20 protein-coding genes and 1 pseudogene are annotated in these 19,749 nt (G+C 31.9%); 15 read left to right on the forward strand and 6 right to left on the reverse strand.

The genetic code is table 11. The annotated features are described in order from the left end of the window. The first annotated feature begins 137 nt into the window (after positions 1-137). Both ACUN0F_RS18840 and ACUN0F_RS18845 read left to right on the forward strand, forming a co-directional pair. Entirely contained in the window at positions 138-995 is an 858-nt protein-coding gene (locus ACUN0F_RS18840; protein WP_445539925.1) for an aminopeptidase, read from the forward strand. A 16-nt stretch (positions 996-1,011) separates the two neighbouring features. Next, positions 1,012-1,680 carry a YjgB family protein gene (locus tag ACUN0F_RS18845; protein WP_445539926.1) on the forward strand — a complete coding sequence of 223 codons (669 nt, stop codon included), beginning with the start codon at positions 1,012-1,014 and terminating at the stop codon, positions 1,678-1,680. 64 nt (positions 1,681-1,744) lie between these two features. Here the strand turns inward: ACUN0F_RS18845 and ACUN0F_RS18850 are convergent, their stop codons facing one another. Beyond that, positions 1,745-2,971 (reverse strand): MDR family MFS transporter, encoded by a 1,227-nt coding sequence (locus ACUN0F_RS18850; protein WP_445539927.1) that lies wholly within the window; start codon positions 2,969-2,971, stop codon positions 1,745-1,747. A 101-nt stretch (positions 2,972-3,072) separates the two neighbouring features. Here ACUN0F_RS18850 and ACUN0F_RS18855 point away from each other — a divergent pair, with 101 nt between their 5' ends. From ACUN0F_RS18855 to ACUN0F_RS18875, 5 genes are all read left to right on the forward strand, one after another. Further along, positions 3,073-4,809 carry an ABC transporter substrate-binding protein gene (locus tag ACUN0F_RS18855; protein ID WP_445539928.1) on the forward strand — a complete coding sequence of 579 codons (1,737 nt, stop codon included), beginning with the start codon at positions 3,073-3,075 and terminating at the stop codon, positions 4,807-4,809. Positions 4,810-4,968: 159 nt separating this feature from the next. Next, positions 4,969-5,592, forward strand: coding sequence for a YhbD family protein (locus ACUN0F_RS18860; protein WP_445539929.1), 624 nt, complete (start codon positions 4,969-4,971; stop codon positions 5,590-5,592). 13 nt (positions 5,593-5,605) lie between these two features. Beyond that, positions 5,606-6,316: a bactofilin family protein gene (locus ACUN0F_RS18865; protein ID WP_445539930.1), complete on the forward strand. Its 711-nt coding sequence runs from the start codon at positions 5,606-5,608 to the stop codon at positions 6,314-6,316. Between the two features lie 18 nt (positions 6,317-6,334). Then, complete coding sequence (locus ACUN0F_RS18870; RefSeq protein ID WP_264461766.1) at positions 6,335-7,042, forward strand: cytoplasmic protein; 708 nt, start codon at positions 6,335-6,337, stop codon at positions 7,040-7,042. 23 nt (positions 7,043-7,065) lie between these two features. Further along, on the forward strand, positions 7,066-8,601 hold the full coding sequence (locus ACUN0F_RS18875; protein WP_172553301.1) for an MDR family MFS transporter: 1,536 nt from the start codon (positions 7,066-7,068) through the stop codon (positions 8,599-8,601). A 54-nt stretch (positions 8,602-8,655) separates the two neighbouring features. Here ACUN0F_RS18875 and ACUN0F_RS18880 read toward each other — a convergent pair whose 3' ends face one another. Next, the gene (locus tag ACUN0F_RS18880; protein WP_087983807.1) at positions 8,656-8,976 is read right to left on the reverse strand and encodes a hypothetical protein; all 321 of its coding nucleotides are present in this window, start codon (positions 8,974-8,976) and stop codon (positions 8,656-8,658) included. A 253-nt stretch (positions 8,977-9,229) separates the two neighbouring features. On the opposite strand from ACUN0F_RS18880, the gene ACUN0F_RS18885 reads away from it, so the two are divergent. Together ACUN0F_RS18885 and ACUN0F_RS18890 are read left to right on the forward strand one after the other, a co-directional pair. Then, on the forward strand, positions 9,230-10,009 hold the full coding sequence (locus ACUN0F_RS18885; RefSeq protein ID WP_097857711.1) for a BC_2878 family exosporium-associated protein: 780 nt from the start codon (positions 9,230-9,232) through the stop codon (positions 10,007-10,009). Between the two features lie 269 nt (positions 10,010-10,278). After that, complete coding sequence (locus ACUN0F_RS18890) at positions 10,279-11,049, forward strand: GNAT family N-acetyltransferase (RefSeq protein WP_264461764.1); 771 nt, start codon at positions 10,279-10,281, stop codon at positions 11,047-11,049. A 118-nt stretch (positions 11,050-11,167) separates the two neighbouring features. On the opposite strand, the gene ACUN0F_RS18895 is transcribed toward ACUN0F_RS18890, so the two are convergent. Next, the gene (locus tag ACUN0F_RS18895; RefSeq protein ID WP_445539931.1) at positions 11,168-11,341 is read right to left on the reverse strand and encodes a hypothetical protein; all 174 of its coding nucleotides are present in this window, start codon (positions 11,339-11,341) and stop codon (positions 11,168-11,170) included. 232 nt (positions 11,342-11,573) lie between these two features. Beyond that, positions 11,574-12,005: a GNAT family N-acetyltransferase gene (locus tag ACUN0F_RS18900; RefSeq protein WP_264461763.1), complete on the reverse strand. Its 432-nt coding sequence runs from the start codon at positions 12,003-12,005 to the stop codon at positions 11,574-11,576. A gap of 826 nt (positions 12,006-12,831) precedes the next feature. On the opposite strand from ACUN0F_RS18900, the gene ACUN0F_RS18905 reads away from it, so the two are divergent. The 4 genes from ACUN0F_RS18905 to ACUN0F_RS18920 all read left to right on the forward strand — a co-directional run bounded on the left by ACUN0F_RS18905 (position 12,832) and on the right by ACUN0F_RS18920 (position 15,732). Beyond that, positions 12,832-13,359 (forward strand): spore coat protein, encoded by a 528-nt coding sequence (locus tag ACUN0F_RS18905; RefSeq protein ID WP_264461762.1) that lies wholly within the window; start codon positions 12,832-12,834, stop codon positions 13,357-13,359. Positions 13,360-13,723: 364 nt separating this feature from the next. Further along, entirely contained in the window at positions 13,724-13,924 is a 201-nt protein-coding gene (locus tag ACUN0F_RS18910; RefSeq protein ID WP_000342253.1) for a spore coat protein W, read from the forward strand. 14 nt (positions 13,925-13,938) lie between these two features. Then, the gene (locus ACUN0F_RS18915) at positions 13,939-14,391 is read left to right on the forward strand and encodes a spore coat protein (protein WP_264461761.1); all 453 of its coding nucleotides are present in this window, start codon (positions 13,939-13,941) and stop codon (positions 14,389-14,391) included. Between the two features lie 480 nt (positions 14,392-14,871). Next, positions 14,872-15,732 carry a DegV family protein gene (locus ACUN0F_RS18920; protein WP_097916761.1) on the forward strand — a complete coding sequence of 287 codons (861 nt, stop codon included), beginning with the start codon at positions 14,872-14,874 and terminating at the stop codon, positions 15,730-15,732. Between the two features lie 46 nt (positions 15,733-15,778). Here ACUN0F_RS18920 and ACUN0F_RS18925 read toward each other — a convergent pair whose 3' ends face one another. Continuing rightward, positions 15,779-15,982, reverse strand: coding sequence for a hypothetical protein (locus tag ACUN0F_RS18925; protein ID WP_445539932.1), 204 nt, complete (start codon positions 15,980-15,982; stop codon positions 15,779-15,781). Positions 15,983-16,445: 463 nt separating this feature from the next. Between ACUN0F_RS18925 and ACUN0F_RS18930 the strand changes: the two are divergent. Next, positions 16,446-17,716: pseudogene (locus ACUN0F_RS18930) on the forward strand (helix-turn-helix domain-containing protein). Between the two features lie 89 nt (positions 17,717-17,805). Here the strand turns inward: ACUN0F_RS18930 and ACUN0F_RS18935 are convergent. Continuing rightward, complete coding sequence (locus ACUN0F_RS18935) at positions 17,806-18,240, reverse strand: Lrp/AsnC family transcriptional regulator (protein ID WP_445539933.1); 435 nt, start codon at positions 18,238-18,240, stop codon at positions 17,806-17,808. Positions 18,241-18,382: 142 nt separating this feature from the next. Between ACUN0F_RS18935 and ACUN0F_RS18940 the strand changes: the two genes are divergently transcribed. Beyond that, positions 18,383-19,651 (forward strand): APC family permease, encoded by a 1,269-nt coding sequence (locus ACUN0F_RS18940; RefSeq protein ID WP_445539934.1) that lies wholly within the window; start codon positions 18,383-18,385, stop codon positions 19,649-19,651. The last annotated feature ends 98 nt before the right edge of the window (positions 19,652-19,749 follow it).

A 19,749-nucleotide genomic window follows, 5' to 3' on the forward strand; every position in this document is an offset into this window, starting at 1 on the left:
ATTTCTGATGGTGATAAATGGCTTGATTAAATAGAAAAAGCAACAAAGAAGACTCATCTTTCTTTGTTGCTTTTTCTACGTTTCAGGAAGGATTGCAGTGTAAATGGCGAGAAGGGATATATAAGGAGATGGAAAAAATGATAAATAATACAATTCCAAGTTTTTTAAAATTATGGGAAAGTAACGATGTAGAATTAGCAGTCCTCAACCAATACTTTACTTCGCATCCAGAGATATTTGAAGAATACTTTAAGTATCATTGTCCACATACGAGAGAACGAGTTTCTAATGCCATTAAACGATATCCCGCAAAAATAGAAGAAATTCGTATCATTGCAGAAACATTACCGACTATTATTCAAGAGATAACGAATGAATATTATTATAAATATAACTTTGATGTAAATATGAATTTTCATCTATTTGTTGGAGGGTTTGGCTCTAATGCATTTGTAGAAAGGAAAATTATTGGAGACATATTTTTTGCGGCAGAAAAATTATCTCCAGATGTAAATCACCTTCGTGTTATTGTCGCTCACGAAATAGGACATATATATCATAATGTTATGTTACAAAATGATGGAATGGATTGGACAAAAGCTGAGTGGACTGACGCGGCAGTTACTTTGTATCGTGAAGGGGTTGCAACATATTTATCAAAGCAAATTATAAAAGGCGTAAATGAATCAGTGTACTACTCATATAACAATGATGGTGAACGTTGGTTACAATGCTATATAGAAAATGAAAAACAAATAAAGAATCGTTTTTTGGAAGATTATATAGAAGGATGGACGTTCGAAAAAGAGAAAGAGTGGTTCCGGTTATCTGGCGGACAATACTTTGGATACAACCGAATTGGTTATTTTTTAGGAACAGCTTTTGTAGAGGATGTTGTACAAGCACTAGGAGAAAGTGAAGCATTTATTTTTTGGAACAAATATAATTTGAAAAGTAGCGTAATGGATTGGTTATCGAAAGGAATAAGATTATAATAGGGGGTTGAAATGTATGAAAGTGTATGTAAAGATAGCTATGTTATTTCTCGCTTTTACATGCCTATTGGCATTAGTAGCATGTAAAGGGACAGACGAAAAAAAGGAAACAAACCCAACTTCGGAAAATAGTAAAAACGAACAAAATAATTCTTCTGAAGAAAAGAAAAAGCTTGAAGCAAAATCAAATAATGAAGGATCAACAAAATCAGGTACAGATTCACGCTCGAAAGATACAGTAATCAATCAAAAATCAATTAACCATGTGAAAGAATTGTTTGAACTAGCGAAAGAAGGAAAAGTACCTAATATTCCGTTCGCAGCTCATACAGGAGATATTGAAGAAATAGAAAAAGCGTGGGGAAAAGCAGATAAAACGGAACAAGCAGGAAACGGAATGTACGCTACCTTTATAAATAAAAATGTTTCCTTCGGTTTTAATAAAGGATCACAAGTTTTTGATGTACGCTCCTATCATGCAGAGCTAAAATCAATTACATTACAAGAAATAGAGAAAGCATTAGGAAAACCAGCTTCAGTTAAAGTAAATGGGGAAGATAAAATATACGTATATAAAGTAAACAATCAGTTTGAGTTGAAATTCATTATTCCAAAATCAACTGGTAACGTAAATCATATTTCGGTATTTTCACCAGAAGATAGTATTAATAAAATGGCAGGGTAATAAAAAGGATGTCACAATAGTCTCGAGACTTTTGTGACATCCTTCTTTTTATAAAGAAAGCATCCTATAAAATATGAGGGGTATGCTCCGAAACGTCTTTATTTATTTTATTACGTTCTACATTATGAATAAACAGTGCTTGAATAATCCCTCCCGTTATTAAGAAACAAGCACAAATATAAAATAGCATACTACCGTTTAGTTTACTTAATAAAACCGCACCAAGTACAGGACCGCACGTTCGAGCTATATCCCAATGTAACCCGTAAATTGAAAAATACATTCCACGTTTATCTGTAGGAGCGATTTCTGAAACGAATCGAAGTAAATGGTTTAAAGCAATACTTTCCCCAATGACTAAAAAGAACAATGTGAAAAATAGTGACGAGATTGTTGCTGAAAACCCATAGCCAATTGCAGCTATTGTGTAGCAGGTGTAAGAAATAAGTATAATTTTCGTCATGGAAAATCGTTCAGACCATTTTACGAGGAAAATTTGTAGAATGATTTCCATAATAGCCTTGCATGTTGAAATAAAAGCGAGTATGAATACGAAATCTGGAAATATATCTTTAGCGAAAATGCGATAATTTGTCTCAGTTTGAGCATAAAAAAAGCTAATAGGAAGTGTAGTAATCATAAGTCCTAAAACGGCGTAATGCTTGCTTACAAATTGTTTTGAAGATGATACTTCAACTTTTTGCTTTGGCTTTGTAAATACTGGAGCAGTTTCTGGAAGCTGCGTCCATACAACTACTGCATATACCATAAGTGTAATGCTTTGCATTATAAATAAATATTCAGGATGAGTATGATAAAAGATAGCACCAATTATTGGACCGATTACGGAGCCAATTGCAGCCATCGTATGCAAAAGAGCAAAAATTTCTGCTTGTTGTTTTTGTTTTGTTAAATCAGCTATTTGTGCACGTTGAGCGGGAATATATAAGGAACGGCCAATCCCGTTTATGACGTATAGCAAAGCAAATATAAAAACAGATTGAGCAAAGACGAAGCTGCCGATTGCAACGCCTTGTAGCAATAAGCCGAGTAACATAATTTTCTTTCGCCCATATTTATCAGTAATTCCCCCAGCAATAAGTGTAAATACAATGTCTGATAGTGGTTGTAGTCCAAAAATGAGCATAGTTATTATTATATTACCGTTTAACATTTTATTAACGTAAATAATCATAATAAGAGCTAACATGGATTCGGTTGTTCGGGTTAATAATTCGCCGCACAGTCTTATAATAATTGGTTTATTATAACGTAGTAAGAGATTGTTCAATATTAATTCCTCCTTTCTATATTGAAATGATAAGATGAAAAGAGAAATGGAAAAAGGGTAGAAACAAAAGGGGTTATTTTTCACCTTTTAGGGGGATTATGATGTTTATTTTAGATCAATATATTGAACTATGGTGTGCCTATGGGAAAGGGAAAAAAGAAGGAGAACAATTAGAAATAACAGTGCAAAATATATCCGAAACATTATTTTGTACAGAGCGTAATAGTAAATTAATAATAAAAAAATTAGAAGAGTTAAATTGGATCGTTTGGTTTCCAGGACGCGGAAGAGGGAATCGTTCTAAATTAATATTTCAAAAGCAACCGATGACATTGATTTTAGACAGAGGAAAAGAACTAACGAAAAAAGGGGATGTGAAAAGTGGAATCTCATTTGTGGAACGCTACAGCTCACAATTTCCATCAGTAAAGAAAGAGTATGAAGCTTGGGTAGATTCAATATTTGGTCATAAAATAGAAAGGACACCTGAAGGAAGAAAAGATGTACTTCGGTTGCAAGTACAAATGAATCTAGACATCGCTTTAGATCCGGTCTACGCTACGATGCGCTCAGAATGTCATATGGTTAAACATATTTTTGATACACTCGTATATGTGAATGAGGAAACAAATTGTATAGAGCCAAGACTTGCTTTTCACTGGCAATATAATGACGCTGAAAAGGTTTGGACATTTTATTTAAGAAAAGGCGTTCATCTTCATAATAGAAAACGACTTACCGCACATGATGTTATACATTCATTGAATCGATTTATGAAAGCGGAAAACAACCCACACGCATGGATGTTGCAACATGTTGAAAATGTCCGTGCAGTGGATGAATTTGTTGTTGAAATTCAATTACATACGGAAAATAGGATGTTTTTACATATGCTAAGTGCAGAACAGTGTTCTATCGTAAATGAAGATGAAGCAGGAAACTTTATTGGTACAGGACCTTTTACATTACGCGAGAAAAGTGCACAATTATTTGTATTAGAAGTGCATGATTTATATTATCGTGAAAGACCTTTTCTTGACCGAATTGAACTAATGAATGTAGAGAAAAATGTAAATACATATGACGTGTTAGTAAAGGCGCAATATAAAGATAAAGAAAAGCCTAATAAAGAGTTGTCTCGGCTTGAATCGAACGTGACATATGTAACGTGCAATCTTGTAAAAGAAGGACCAATGCAAGATGAGCTGTTTCGAACGGCGTTACATCAGATTATTCATGGCGATAAAATTGTCCAAGAACTCGGCCGAGAACGTGGAGAAGTGGCAAAGAAACTAATATTAGCAAATGAAAGAACAGTAGAGATTAAGGAAGAGATAGAATGTTTAGTGAAAAGGAGCATGTATCATCATGAAGTGCTACAACTGTACACATTTACAGGACAAGATCATGTAGAAGATGCACAATGGATACAGAAAGAGTGTGCGAAGTACGGGATTCGTATAGAAAATAATTTTCTTGAAGTTGAAGAGTTATTGGAAATCAGTACGATACAAAAGGCTGATATGATGCATGATAGTGCAACAATTAGCGAACGAATAGAAGATAGTCTGCTATATATGTTTCTTACAAAAAATAGTTTTATTCATGGGCAAAGCAACATGGATTTTCATAAAATGTTGTCCCCTTATTTTAAACAAGAACAAGTAGAGAAAAGAGTTACACTGTTACGCGATATTGAGGAGACTTTGTTACGTCAAATTCAAGTTATTCCTTTATACCGTAACAAACAACAAGTAACTTCTCACGAAAAAGTACAAAATATAATGATTAATTCACGAGGGTGGATTGATTTTTATGAAATATGGTTTACATGTTGATAAATAAGGGTTTTTACGCATTTTACATAATGTGTAAGAGCCTTTTTTTCGTGTGTGAAACAGGTTTGTTTTACACATTGTTACGCTACTTACGATAAAAGTCCATTTACAACGTAACAGTGTTATGTTACATTGTTATCAGGAAGGAGTGTTATACAGTTGAGTACAGATTTAATTTCAAAAAAAGATTTATTAGAACTAACTGGTATTTCATACGGACAGTTATATAGGTGGAAAAGAAAAAATTTAATACCGGAAGATTGGTTTGTACGAAAGTCAACATTCACGGGTCAAGAGACATTTTTTCCGAAAGAAAAGATATTAGAGCGTATTGATAAAATCCAAACGATGAAAGAAGATTTATCACTTGATGAACTAGCAAATATGTTTTCACCGAGTGTTAGAGAAATTCTTTTAACAAAAGAAGACGTCATACGTAAAGGAATTGCATCAGAGCCAGTTTTACAATTCTTCATAGAACAAATGAATAAAACAACAGAGTTTCAATTTGTAGATATTCTTTATGTGTATATGTTAGAAGAGTTACTACAATCGGGAGAGATTAGTTTAGAAGAAGGAAAAATGGTCTTGCAAGTTTTACGTGAAAATTATGAAGCGATTAAGCATAAAACTTGTGACTTAATCATCGTCCGAAAGTTAGGGATTTCTACATGTTTCTTAGTTTCAAACGTGGACGATTTAATTTTTGAAAAAGGTACCAAAATTGTTTTACGCGAAGCGATTATGAAATATACCGAAGCATTAAAAACGAAACTGTTGTAGTGGAGGAGAAAGTATGCGTACAGATAATTTAATTATAAATGGTTACGGTTCATCGAATGGCGGCGAGTTTCATAAAGTGCAATTAAATGGAAAAGGGACTGTTAATGGAAATATTGAATGTGATCAATTTGAATGTAACGGTTACGGTGCTGTTACTGGAAATTTGAAAAGTAGCAATGCAAGAATTAGTGGATCAGGTAAAGTTGATGGTACAGTTATTGCGGAAACGATGCGAATTGATGGGAAAGCAACAATTACGCAAGATGTGAAGGCGAACAGTTTAAAAATTGCAGGAAAAGGTACAGTAGGTGGAAATGTAACTGGTGAAGAATTTAAAGTCAATGGTCAAGCGACGATTGATGGGAATTGTGAAGTGGATACTTTTTCTTCAGAAGGACAATTTACAATTGGTGGATTATTAAGCGCCGATGAAATAAATATTAATATTCACGGTACATGTCGAGCGAAAGAAATTGGTGGTCAAACGATTAAAGTAAAGCATAGACTAGGTACTTTTAGTAGACTGTTTAAATCAGTATTTGGTATGCAATTAGAGGCTGAACTATTAGAAGGTGACAATATCGATATTGATTATGCTCACATAAAAACGGTAAGAGGAAACAATGTGACAGTAGGAGCGAACTGTGAGATTGAACTGATCGAATATACGGGTGTTCTTACTGTTGATAAAAGCGCAAATGTAAAAGAAATGAAGCAGGTTTAATGGGAGGGAGAAAGTAATATGGAACATCAACATAGTCTTACTGTCAATGGTTCTAGTAGTTCAGCAGGCGGGGATTATAACAAAGTGAAGATACGCGGCGAAGGAACGATTTCTAATGATATGAGTTGTAATGAATTTAAAACGTACGGCACGAGTGATGTACAAGGTAATATGAAAGTGAAAAATTATGTCGTGTATGGAGATAGTGAAGTACAAGGAAATGTAACTGCTGAATATGTAAAAGTATACGGAAATACACAAATGAATAGTGATGTTCATATTGAAAAAACGAAAGTAAGAGGTATGATAGAAGTTAAAGGGAAGTTAACTGGTGATTTCGTAGATGTGAAAGGCGCTTTAAATGTAAAAGGAGATATTGAAGTTGAAGAACTATCACTAACTGGTGGCCTTGAAAGTGATGGATTACTTAATGCTGAAAATATTGAAATTTCACTTCGTTATGAAGGTAGCAAAGTGAGAGAAATCGGCGGTAAAAAGATTACGGTTCGTAAAAAAGCGAGATTTATTCCATTTACAAGTCATGCTGGAAGCCTCCAAACGTCTATCATTGAAGGAGATGAAATTTATTTAGAGCATACGATTGCTGAAGTTGTAAGAGGAAACAACGTTACCATTGGTCCAGGGTGTGAAATTAGTGTTGTAGAATATCATACTAGTTTTAACCAAAAAGGTAATGCAGTCGTAAAAGAACATAAACAAATATAAGTAGTACGAGGGAGAGCAAGGTTATGGTTGAGAAGAATAATAAGCTCGGCTTTGTTGTGGCAGGCTTATTGCTAGGTATTTTAATGGCATCAATGGACAATACCATTGTCGTAACAGCGATGGGAACGATTGTTGGTGACTTAGGAGGCCTTGAAAACTTTGTATGGGTCGTTTCTGCCTATATGGTCGCAGAAATGGCAGGTATGCCGATATTCGGAAAACTATCAGATATGTATGGTAGAAAGAGATTCTTTATTTTCGGTTTAATCGTCTTTATGATTGGTTCGGCACTTTGTGGTACTGCTGAAAATATTACACAGTTAGGTATTTATCGTGCCATTCAAGGTATTGGCGGCGGGGCATTAGTGCCGATCGCGTTTACTATCGTTTTTGATATTTTCCCTCCTGAAAAGCGCGGGAAAATGGGTGGATTATTCGGAGCAGTATTTGGTTTATCAAGTATTTTTGGTCCGCTGCTTGGTGCGTATATTACAGATTACATAAGCTGGCACTGGGTATTTTACATTAACTTACCGCTTGGCGTTTTAGCACTTATTTTTATTATATTCTTTTATAAAGAATCACGAGTTCATAGAAAGCAAAAAATTGATTGGTTTGGCGCAATTACTTTAGTTGGTGCAGTAGTTTCGCTAATGTTTGCTTTAGAACTAGGTGGACAAAAGTATGATTGGGATTCTAACTTTATATTAAGTTTATTTGGCGGATTCGCTATTTTAATTATTGCATTTATTTTTATTGAACGTAAAGTAGAAGAACCGATCATTTCATTTGAAATGTTTAAACAACGTTTATTCGGAATGAGTACCATTATTGCATTATGTTACGGTGCTGCGTTCATGTCAGCAACTGTATACATACCGTTATTCATTCAAGGTGTATACGGTGGTAGCGCAACAAACTCAGGATTATTACTTTTACCGATGATGTTAGGATCAGTCGTAACAGCGCAGTTAGGTGGATTTTTAACGACGAAGCTTAGCTACCGAAACATTATGATTATTTCTGCTGTTATTATGCTAATTGGACTATTCTTATTAAGCACATTAACACCAGAAACAAGTCGAATATTATTAACGGTTTATATGATTATCATTGGATTTGGAGTAGGTTTCTCATTCTCTGTACTAAGTATGGCAGCTATTCACAACTTCGGAATGGAACAGCGTGGATCTGCAACTTCAACGAGCAATTTCATTCGTTCATTAGGAATGACACTAGGTATTACAATCTTCGGAATGATTCAAAGAACAGGTTTCCAAGATCAATTAGAAGAAGCTTTTAAAGGTATGAGCGGAGGAATGAATACAAACGCTTTAGGAGATTCAAGAGCGATTCTATCAGAATCGGCAAGATCTCAAATCCCGCCGCAAATATTAGATAAAATTATTGACGCTCTTTCTAGCTCCATTGTTCAAACATTTATGTGGGCATTAGTACCAGCAGGTCTAGCATTCATATTTATTTTCTTTATGGGAAATGAGCGTATGGTAATTAAGAAAAAACAAACGAATAAAAAGAGTGAAACATCAAAAGCGTAATGAAAAAGCTCCTTTCCAATTGGAAAGGAGCTTTTTCGTATGTACGGATTTAGATTAGCCTTCGATAATTTCGTATTCTTCGTCTGCTAATAATAAAATTTGTGTTTTCTTACCTTTGTTTTGAACTTCGATTACATCGTATGCACCTAAGTCTCTTAGTTTGTTTTGAGAAGCGTTAACCATAACTTCCATAGAATCAATTAAGATATCTTCTTCAATGTATGATTCAGGCAATGCCATATCTTCTGTTTCTAATACACATGCATATAGATTTTGTAAGTTTTCAGTAGTTGGGTTTTGTTCCTCAACATCAATGATGTTCTTTACTGTATCCATATTTTCTTCTTTTGCTTGGTATACTTTAATTTTAGCCATTGTTTTATTCTCCTTTATAACGTAATCGTAGAGGCTACACCTTATTATAACGTTTTTTTCATGAAAGATGAAATTGTTATATGTATTTATAGGGAAATTTATGTGCTATTACTCATTATTGGCGTAATTTCATTATTAATGTGATAAGTAAGTACCTATATTCCTGAGTTAAAGTTATATTGTCCAAGCTTTTTTATACTCCGTTCATAGTATATGTATTAGATAAAACATATAGGGAAGGGATGGAGTGTAAGTGGGTTGTGAGCCGAAACGAAATTATCAATGCTGCCAAAATAGTATTTGTGAATTTTTGCGAAGTCTAGAGCCTTTTACAAAAGTTGAAAGTATTGTAATCGCCGGAAACGAAATTGTAGTATCTTATTTTCTTTCATTTAATAAGAGGAATGGTATCGTATCCTTCGTACAAGAGGACAATGAGGTTATTTTTGTAGATTGCTCTAGGATTGATGCAATTCGAATAGGAAAAGTTTGTAGTTGTAAAACGAAAGTTAAATTTATTGAAGAGGATTTTAGTTTACTTGGAAATGTTTGTCCACAATGTTTAACAGAGGGTAGTACACTCTTTTTTGACTTTTACAATCCAGAATTGAATTTATCACTACAAGCAAAAACAATTGATGTACCTAGTTGTACTGAATTTATAGATGAGATGGGGAATGTCGTAAAGCAAATTACTATAATAGGTGAAGCGATTGTTTCTAAAGATTTTGTTCAAGTGCCGGAACTATTAAACTTTCGATTAGTTTTATCTGATACGGCTACGAATCCTTTAAAGTTTGGAATACTGTTCATTAATTTCCCTGATCTTACGTTTATTATTCTTTTCGCATCGAGTGGATACCTTAACATTTCGAACTGTTTGAAAATCGAGAGTGGAACTGGTAATGCTGAAATAGAAGATATGAAAAAGATGGTGACGAATGACAATAATACGTACAAGTCAGTTGTTAAATTGACTAAAGTATATAAAAATGGAGGAACAGAATCATATATTTATAAGAATGAGTTATAACATACGTATTTAAATGAACCCTCAAACGAGTATTGAGGGGTATTACATAATAAAAGATGATAATCGGTTACATGTAGATTGCAAATTATTATTAAGTATTATTAAGTATATTTACTGTTAACCTTTATACAGGACAGTCGCTTACTATTTATTAGATGTTATAATAATTTTATATTTACGAATATTTTACGATTATATATAGTTTAATAAACTTTTGTTTATATATGAAAAGTAGAGTTAAACTGATTCCAAAGAAAGCGGGAATGGAAATGATATATGAAGCGAGTATACATACGAGAGAAAAATTAGTTACTATGTTCGAGGATTTCAATAACGTTGTTTTACTTTCTTATTTACAAGGACATATGGGTACCGCTTGGGTAAATGATCTTGAAAATCCAACAGTAGCGCAAGTTACGGTAGGGATTTTCACATTTTACGCTGGGGATCCAAATAGGAAAGAAACAGAAGAATTACTACGTAACATTCCCGATAGAATGTTAGTAATCGTAAATAGTGAAAAGTGGAAAAAGCGTTTAGAAACATTTTACGAAAGAAAAATAGATAAGTTTTTACGCTATAAATTCAAACGTAATGCGGAAGTTTTTAATCGTTCAAAATTACAATCTTTTATATCAGCGCTTCCAAAAGGATACGAGTTACGAAGAATAGATGAACATATCGTAAATATCCCTACACTACATAAGGTCTCTGAAGATTTTACAAGTCAATTTCAATCAGTAGAAGATTATTTAAAACGAGGTATAGGGTATAGTATTTTGTACGAAGGTGAAGTTGTATGCGGTGCATCATCGTATAGCATTTATGATAATGGGATTGAAATCGAAGTGGCGACTGATCACAATCATAGAAGAAAAGGGTTGGCGACTATAGTTAGTGCAGCGCTAATCTTGGCCTGTTTAGAAAAAGAGATATATCCAAACTGGGATGCTGCGAATACTACGTCTGCTAAACTGGCAGAAAAGTTAGGATATGCTTTTGATAAGGCGTATGATACGTATTTTGTGGATAATAGATGAAATTGTTTTAAATAAAAGAGCAGATAGCAAAAGCTAACTGCTCCTCTCCAAAGGAGAATGGAGAAATACAATCATGTTATATACATTATTGACAGAACAGTAATTTTTAATCAAATAACTATAAAAATTTATATAAAATATCTTTGATTAAACCTGAGGCACCAATAAAGAGTACTGATAGAAAAACGATTGAGAATATACTTTTTTTAGGTTTTTTAAATTCTAGGTAAATGTTAAAAATAGCACCAATTGCAACTACAATAAAGATAACGAGTCTTACTACATCTATCATGAATAACGCTCCTTTTAATTACTTAATTGTATTATATAGGAATTCGCCTTCTGATTAGTTTGTTGGAATAAGATTTAAGGTAACTTTAAACAAAATAATCTTTTATACGAAAGTAATGTTAGGAAAAAAGGAAACGTATGTAGTAATTGTATAACTTGTAGAAGCTGATGGTGACCATATAATTGAGTGGGAGACGTAATTTATATTTTATATACGCTCTATTTAGGCGAACTTACAGCTTAAATAATAAAACATGCTTATCATAATGATCTAAACACCAATTATATTTTTTTAGAATAATTGGATGAACTACTTCTTTCGTAGTATCGACCTCAGTATAGCCATATTTCTTATAAAAGTTTTCTAATTCCTCAAAAGGAAGACAATATACATGTTGTACTTGTAATTTCTTCGCAGTTTCTACTAAAAATGAAACAAGTTCCCCAGCTAATTGTAGACCTCTAAATTTAGGGAGAATAAAAATCCCGCCCATTTCTATAGTATCTTCATCTAGTTGGACTAATCGTCCAACACCTGCATACTCGTTGTTGTATGTAATAATTGCAACTTTATCTCTTTTTAAATCACTTCGTACAAATCCTATCGATTCATATTGATTATTAATCCATTCTAGGTCATTAGATGTAGCTAGTTGAATACTCATATGCATCCTCCTTTGGAAAACTAGCGCTATCTTCATTATATAGCATATTTGTTAAGTTTGTTAGTTAAAGGTGTGGGTTTGCTGGTATTGAAATGGTGGCTTCAACAAACAGAGGATAATGACCTTGTGAATTGAGTGTTACATAGTTAAAATGAAAATTAGTTCATGTGTTTGGTAACGCATTATTGTTTAAGTGTATAGAGTTTATAGGCTTATTTTAAATAGTAGCTACTGTATTAATTGGAACTATTAAGGAAATATGATAATCACCAGCCTGAGTGATAAAAATCGTATTAGGATTTAGTAAAAAACTCCTCCTGAAAAAGAAAAGGGATTTAAAGATAAGAGCACTTCGAAAAGTGCCCTTCAGTAACGACTACTCATTCTAAAAAGAAAGGATGCAATATATCATATGAAGTTAAGTGTATTTAATTATGGGCCTTATATATATAAGTTTTATTTTGTTCCGAATAAAAGGGCGGTTGTTTCCGCAACCAGCTTTCAGTAAAACAAAGCACTTTTTCTGAAATAAATTATGGATGATCCTTGAAAAAGGTTATAGGATATACTCACATTTTTATAACTAAAGTGACGAGTTCAGGTTATAAGAAAGGAACAATTATATTGTATGAAATCTATTCTAGAGTAGTCACAAAGAAAGCTGTCTTCTTATTTGAAGGCAGCTTTCTTTTATTAGAAAAAGAAGTAGAAGTAAAATAAAAGATTAAGTTACTTGTCCAAACAAATTTTTAAAAAATACATAAAATGCTAGTAGTTAGCCAATATTTTAATATTGCTAATTTTTTAGACTAAAAGGGGTGATTTTATGTGTGATTGTGAAGTTTGTAGAAGAAAGAAAAACCGGGATCCATTAAACCGGGAGTTTGAGCCGAAAAAACGAGTTCCTGAGCCAAAAAAAGAAGATTCTGAATCAATAAAACAGGATTCCGAAACATTAAATTCTTATTCATTTAGTAAAAATTCAAATTTTTTAGAAGAGGCTATACAAGCAGATGAAATTGATCAAGTTTCTGAGGAATATATTGAAATAGTTGATTCAGCAGATGTACAAGTTACTACTACAGATACAAAAGCTGCACTATCTATTCAAGCGGCATTACAAGCAGCTATTGTGGTCGTAGTAAGTATTTCTATAGCAGATAGTGAAAAAGCAGATAAAATAACACAAGAATTATTTCAAAAATCATCTATTAAACAAATTAATAGACAAAAAACATTAATTAAAAATTCCAGAAACGTAACCGTAACAACTACTGATACAGATATTGCAGTGAATATTCAAATTCTCCTTCAAATTTTATTAGCTTTATTAGTTAAACTAAACATTTTATAAAGTTTCTAACTTGTTTATATTTAGCTATAAGGGTTCACTCTAAGTAAATATTTTTTGTTGCAATATGTGGTACAAGCTTGGACTTCTTATTATGACTGATTTAACATTCAAGATTAATGGGAAAGTAAGTGTAGAAAACTACACAATAGTAAAAGTTAAATACATTATTTAACAGTAAATGAAACTTATGTTTATGTGAAGGAAAGCTGTCTTCGTATTAGAAGCCAGCTTTTTGATTTTATTAGTAAAAAGAAGTGGAAATAGAAGATTAAGTTACTTGTCCAAGCAATTTTTATTAAATTACATATAATGCTTGTAGTTATTTGAAATTTTTATAGAAAATTGATTGGAGTGAATATTGTAAATGGATGATTTAAACAAATTTTCTTCCTTTAAGTTTGATAAGGATCAAAAGAATATAATCATAGATCTTTTACTCTCAGATATTTTTAATAGGCATGGGATAAATGAAGAAAAGTTAAAAAATTTATCGCCAGAAAAAAAGCAGCAAATTAAAAGTATTGTTTCCGAAATACAATCACAGGTTAATAATTATTTAGATTGAAAGGGGGTGAACTTATGGACAAAGCATGCCATACAGATGAAAATAAAAAGTGGAGTGCATTAGATTCTTCAAATCCTCATCCGTCTTTTAAAAATGCTAGCGTTTCAGAAGCAGCTGCTCAAGAAAGTAAAACTTATCAAATTTCTGAAGAATCTATTATAATTGTTGATTCAGCAGATGTAGAAGTTACTACTACAGATACAAAAGCTGCGTTATCTATTCAAGCAGCATTACAAGCAGCTATCGTGGTTATAATAAGTATTTCTATAGCAGATAGTGAAAAAGCTGACCGTGTAGCACAAGAATTGTTTCAAAAATCATCTGTTAAACAAGTTAATAAACAAGAAACTGTCATTAGAAATTCTAGAAATGTTACAGTTACGACTACGGATACAGACATAGCAGTAAATGTTCAAATTCTTCTCCAAATTTTATTAGCTTTACTAGTAAAATTAAATATTTTATAAAATATTTAACCTTTTTTTATATATGCTGCTTCTTAGTGATGAATATTCACTGTTTTAATTCTAGTACAGGCTATAAATATTAATCATAACTGGACTAATATTTAACATTGCCTAAATAATAATGTAAACAAACAATGTGATGGAAAATAAAGTTTGTTTATTTTTTAAAAAATTTAAAAGCCGTTTCCTTTATTGGATTTGGCTTTTAAATTTTAAATAGTATAAATTTGAAAAGATTATATTAAGATAAAGAATTAACATGTAATGATACAAAATACTTATAAAATTATTCGTGTTTTAGAAAAATAATAAGAAAAAGGTGTTTAAAATAGAATCATTTTCATTAACAGTTCAAGTTTTGAAGAATAGTGCATACAATATAAAGTGTTTTCCTTTCTTCATTTAAGTTTTACGTATATAATTTAAAAGTACTATTTTTATTTTATTATTTTATATTTATAACAGAATAGAGGTTTAAAAATGGGTGTTAAAATCATTACGGATAGTGCGGCGGATTTACCGGTAGAATTGCTGCAAGCATATGATATTGATTTAATTCCACTCCGTGTTTATGATGAAGCAGAAACAGAGTATTTAGATGGAGTAACATTAGAGTCAGTTACATTATTGCAAAAAATGAGAGAAGGCGCTGTTTATAGAACGTCATTGCCTTCACTTGAAACTTTCCAAGAAAAATTTGTTTCTTATGCAAAAGAAGGTAATCCTTGTATATATTTAGCTTTTTCATCTGAACTATCTGGTACATATCAATCGTCAGTTGTTATTAAAGAAGAAGTGAAAGAAACATATGCTGATTTAGATTTAGAAATTATTGATACGAAATGTGCTTCGCTGGGTCAAGGGCTTGTCGTATTAGAAGCTGCTAAAATGGCGAAAGACGGCGCATCAAAAGAAGATATTTTAAAACGTGTTGATTTTCTAATGAACCATATAGAACATATCTTCACAGTAGCTGACTTACAGTACTTAGTGAGAGGTGGGCGTTTAAGTAAAGTCGCAGGATTTATCGGTGGTTTACTAAACATTAAACCGATCTTAAACGTGGAAGAAGGAAAACTTGTACCACTTGAAAAGGTAAGAGGGAAAAAGAAAGTACTTGGCCGAATTGTAGATATTATGGAAGAGCGTGGAAAAGACCTTAAAGGTCAAACAATCGCTATGACTCACGGTGATGACTTAGAAACAGCTGAAGCTTTAAAATCATTAATTACCGAAAGATTTGGCTGTGAAGTATTTATCGTAAATACAATTGGAGCAGCAATCGGAGCGCATACAGGACCTGGCGCGTTAACATTGTTCTTCTTAAATGAGGTAGAGTAAAGGATTGATCTTTGATCAATCCTTTTTTAATCTAATTTATATGTAATTATTTATTAGTTTTCTCTTTAAAAGGTAAGAAGGTAGATAGGAAAGTGATAATCGCTAGTCCAAAGCCGAATCGTTCAGTTTGATCAATTACTAAGTCGTTTTTCCACTGATAAATGAAAGAAGCGAATATTAAAAGTAAAGCAACGCCTCCAACATACCTTACTATTTTTCGTGAAGATTCATCTTTAAGTCTTACAAACATGTGTATCATCCTTTCTTTTTTTATTAAATAATTCGACAAACTAATTTCTAGGATTTGATATTAATAATCCGTCTATTAAGTTTATTTGATTTTTTTGTTTACAATAGATATCTTCTATCTACTAGATAAATGTAATGAACTATAACTATTTAAATGAATAATAATAGTTTACATGTAGTTAAATCCTTTTCATTAAGTTTATCGTAATTCAAGTATATGACTCTGTCTTTGTTAATAACAAGTAGTAAAATCACATGAAAAAAATGGACGAAAAATCTAAATTTTAACCATTAAATTTAACAAAGTATCTAGAAATAATCATAGTATGAATGTAAAATTAAAATATATGATACATTTTTTTACATTTGTAAAGTTATGCATTTTCTTAGTATGAAAGATTATGCAATACATAATGGCTTATTTAGTAAAAAGTATGAAATGGTTAAGCAGGGAGAGTAGAAAGATGGAAATAGGGGAACGTATTCGCCATGTTCGGATGCATAAAGGATTAACACAGGGGAACTCGTATCAGGAATATGTTCAATAACATATTTAAGTAGAATAGAAAGTGGAAAAATAAAACCGTCATCTTCTTTTCTAAAAAAGGTTTCTAAGAAGTTAGAAGTTAAGAGCGATTATCTTATAAATGGAAATTACGAGGAGATAAAGCTTACTATTTTTAAAATATGTAATAAATATAAAAAAGATAAAACTATTACAGAAGCTGACTTATCTTTGTTAGAATTATATGTTCGTGAAGTGGATTCAATCCCTTTATTACTAAAGGTATATGGTGTACTGATATACTACCACGCTCGACAAAAAAACGTGCCATATGTGAAGTCACTTATAGATCAAGCTTCGCAAATGATACCAAGTCAAGTCGAAATGCAAGATCCTGAAGATTATATTTATTATTTAAAAGCTCGAGGTTTATATTTTTATAATAAACAAGACTACATTGCTGCTCATGATATTTATGTACAGGCTGAGAGTTTACTTGGTGCAGAAGAAACTGAACAACATGGCCATATATACTATAATTTATGTCATGTATATAAGGAGCTTTATAAAGATAAAAGTATTAGTCGTTTGTATGCCCTAAAAGCTTACAACATATACAGAAAAAATGGTATGCAGAAAAACGTAATAAATACACTTTTAATGCTTGCAATATTGTATATTATGGATGAGTTATATGAAAAGGCACTTGAAATTTTACAGAAAGTAGAAAATAGTTTGGCTACTAATGGTGATTCAAAGTATTTACCTATCATTTCATATGATTACGGTAAAATTTATCAAGGTTTGAAAGACTATACGAATGCCATTAAATACTACGAAAAAACTTTGGAATTAAGTGAATTTTTATCACAGAAAGATCAAAAAGTATATGCGTTACGAAACATGTTGGAGATATACATAGAACTTAAAGATTGGAAAAATGTTAATAAGGCTATGAATGAAGCATTTCATTTTTTATTGATTTATGATGTGCCAATTGCATTTGTCCAACTATATGGTTTGAAAGCTAAAGTATTCAAAATACGTGGGGATTATTATGAATATGAGAAAAATATGCAAAAAGCAATTGAAGTGGGATTAGAAAAAAAACAACATCGCTTAGTTGCTGAACTATCCTATGAACTAGGTAACTTTTATAATGAAAATCGCTCTTATAAATTATCTGCGAAATTTTATAAAATATCAGTTGAAAATAAAATGGATTTATAAAGAAGTTTAGTAAAAAATTCTTATAAATTGTAAAGGGTTATCCAAAAGAGTAGGGTATTTTATACCTTTTGGATAGCCTCTTTTTATTACTATTCTATAATTACTGGTCGATAAGGTATCGGTGAAGATAAAATCATCGAAGTTTTGACTGTTCCAAATGGTATAACGATATCAATTAATTCCTCTAATTCCTTCATGGAGTGAACCGCTACTTTTAAGTAATAGCTACTTTCACCTGTTACTCGATGACATTCGAGTATTCTATATTCTTCGTAGATTTTTTCCTCAAATTTTTTACAAGGAATCTTTAGATTTTCAATTCTTAAAAATGCTTGAATTGATTTTCCAACAGCATCTAATGATATGCGAGCGGTATATTTTTCAATTATTCCAGTATCTTGTAACCTCTTTAGTCTTTCGGTAACACTAGGGCGGCTGAGGTGTAAGTGTTCGGTCATTTCTGTAATTGTCATTCTGGCATCTTTTTGTAGTAATAGCGTTATTTTCTTATCAATTTCATCCATGAATTATGCTCCTTTGCAAAATTGAAAGTAAATTTCTGAAATAAATACATAATATAAAATCCTATGTTAAATTACATGCACTTTTGTATATTGAATAGATTGATAACTTTCTATAATTAAAATATAAATGGAGGTGCATGAAATGTCTAATCATTTTGATGAAACAATTTCTATTAAAAAGGGAACAGCCTTATACGTCGGAGCGGTTTTAGGATCAGGAATTCTTATATTACCTGGTATGACAGCGAGTGTAGCAGAAGGGAATGCGATTGTTTCTTGGCTTATTATGATATTACTTAGTATTCCACTTGCATTCACATTCGCTTTTTTATCGATTGAGTACTCAAGTGCAGGTGGAATTGCCACGTTTGCAGAAAAAGCTTTCGGTAAAAATATAGGTGCTATTATAGGATGGTGTTTCTTTATTGCAGGTAGCATTGGACAAATCGTAGTCTCAATGACTGGTGGAATGTATATAGTGAGAGTGTTTGCTTTATCATCATATTTTTCTTACGTTATAGCGCTTATTATTTTAAGTATTTCAATAGGTTTCAATTTATTCGGGTTAAAAACGAGTGGATCGTTTCAAATATGTATTGGTGTATTAACTTTCTTTATTTTAATTGTAACAGTTATTAGTTCACTACCTTATATTGAAATGAAAAATATAAATATACATATTTCTATGCAAGAAATAAATCCGATTTTAGAAGCATCATTATTAATGTTTTGGTCTTTTTTCGGCTGGGAAGCTATTGCAAGTTTAGCTCCTGAATTTAAATCACCTAGAAAAAGAAATATTATTTTATCTACAGGATTTGCGATTGTTATTATTGGAGTTTTATATATTGGTATTGCATTTTCAGTAATTGGAACGAAATCTTATCATATAAATGCTGATAATACTACAGCTCTCGTGCTTGTAATGAAACAAACATTAGGCGAGCAATTTGCATGGGTAATTGGATTTGTAGCTTTTATCATTTGTTTAGGGACGACAAATGCATTTATCGCAAGTATGGGGCGTTTAGGTTATTCACTAGGAAAAGAAGAAGTTGCACCGCGTTATTTAGCACGTATTGATAAAAAAAGAGAAACACCAACAAATGCAGTAAAAGTTGTAGGTTGTATTGCAATAATAGGTTTGTTAATAAGTTTCGTTTTCCATATTAGCATAGATAAAATTGTTTTAATACCGAATTCGTTGGGGATTGTTACATACATAGTCGGTACTGCTGCTGGAATGAAATTAATAAAGAATAGGTTAGGTAAAATTTTTTCTATATTAGCTTTTACATGTTGCGTAGTAGTTTATCCTTTTATTGGTGGAGTAATACTGATCCCCGTGGCTGTAGCATTCATATGTTTATGTTATGTGCGTTTCAGTAGCAGAAGAAAAGAATATAAATAAGAATGAGTTTGCGGAAATCTAAATATTTAAAGATATTAAAATTTTTACATTTCGTTTATAATTGTGAGGGGAGAAATATCTGTAACTATTTGTAAAAA

The sequence above is a fragment of the Bacillus sp. 1A genome (assembly GCF_052682215.1).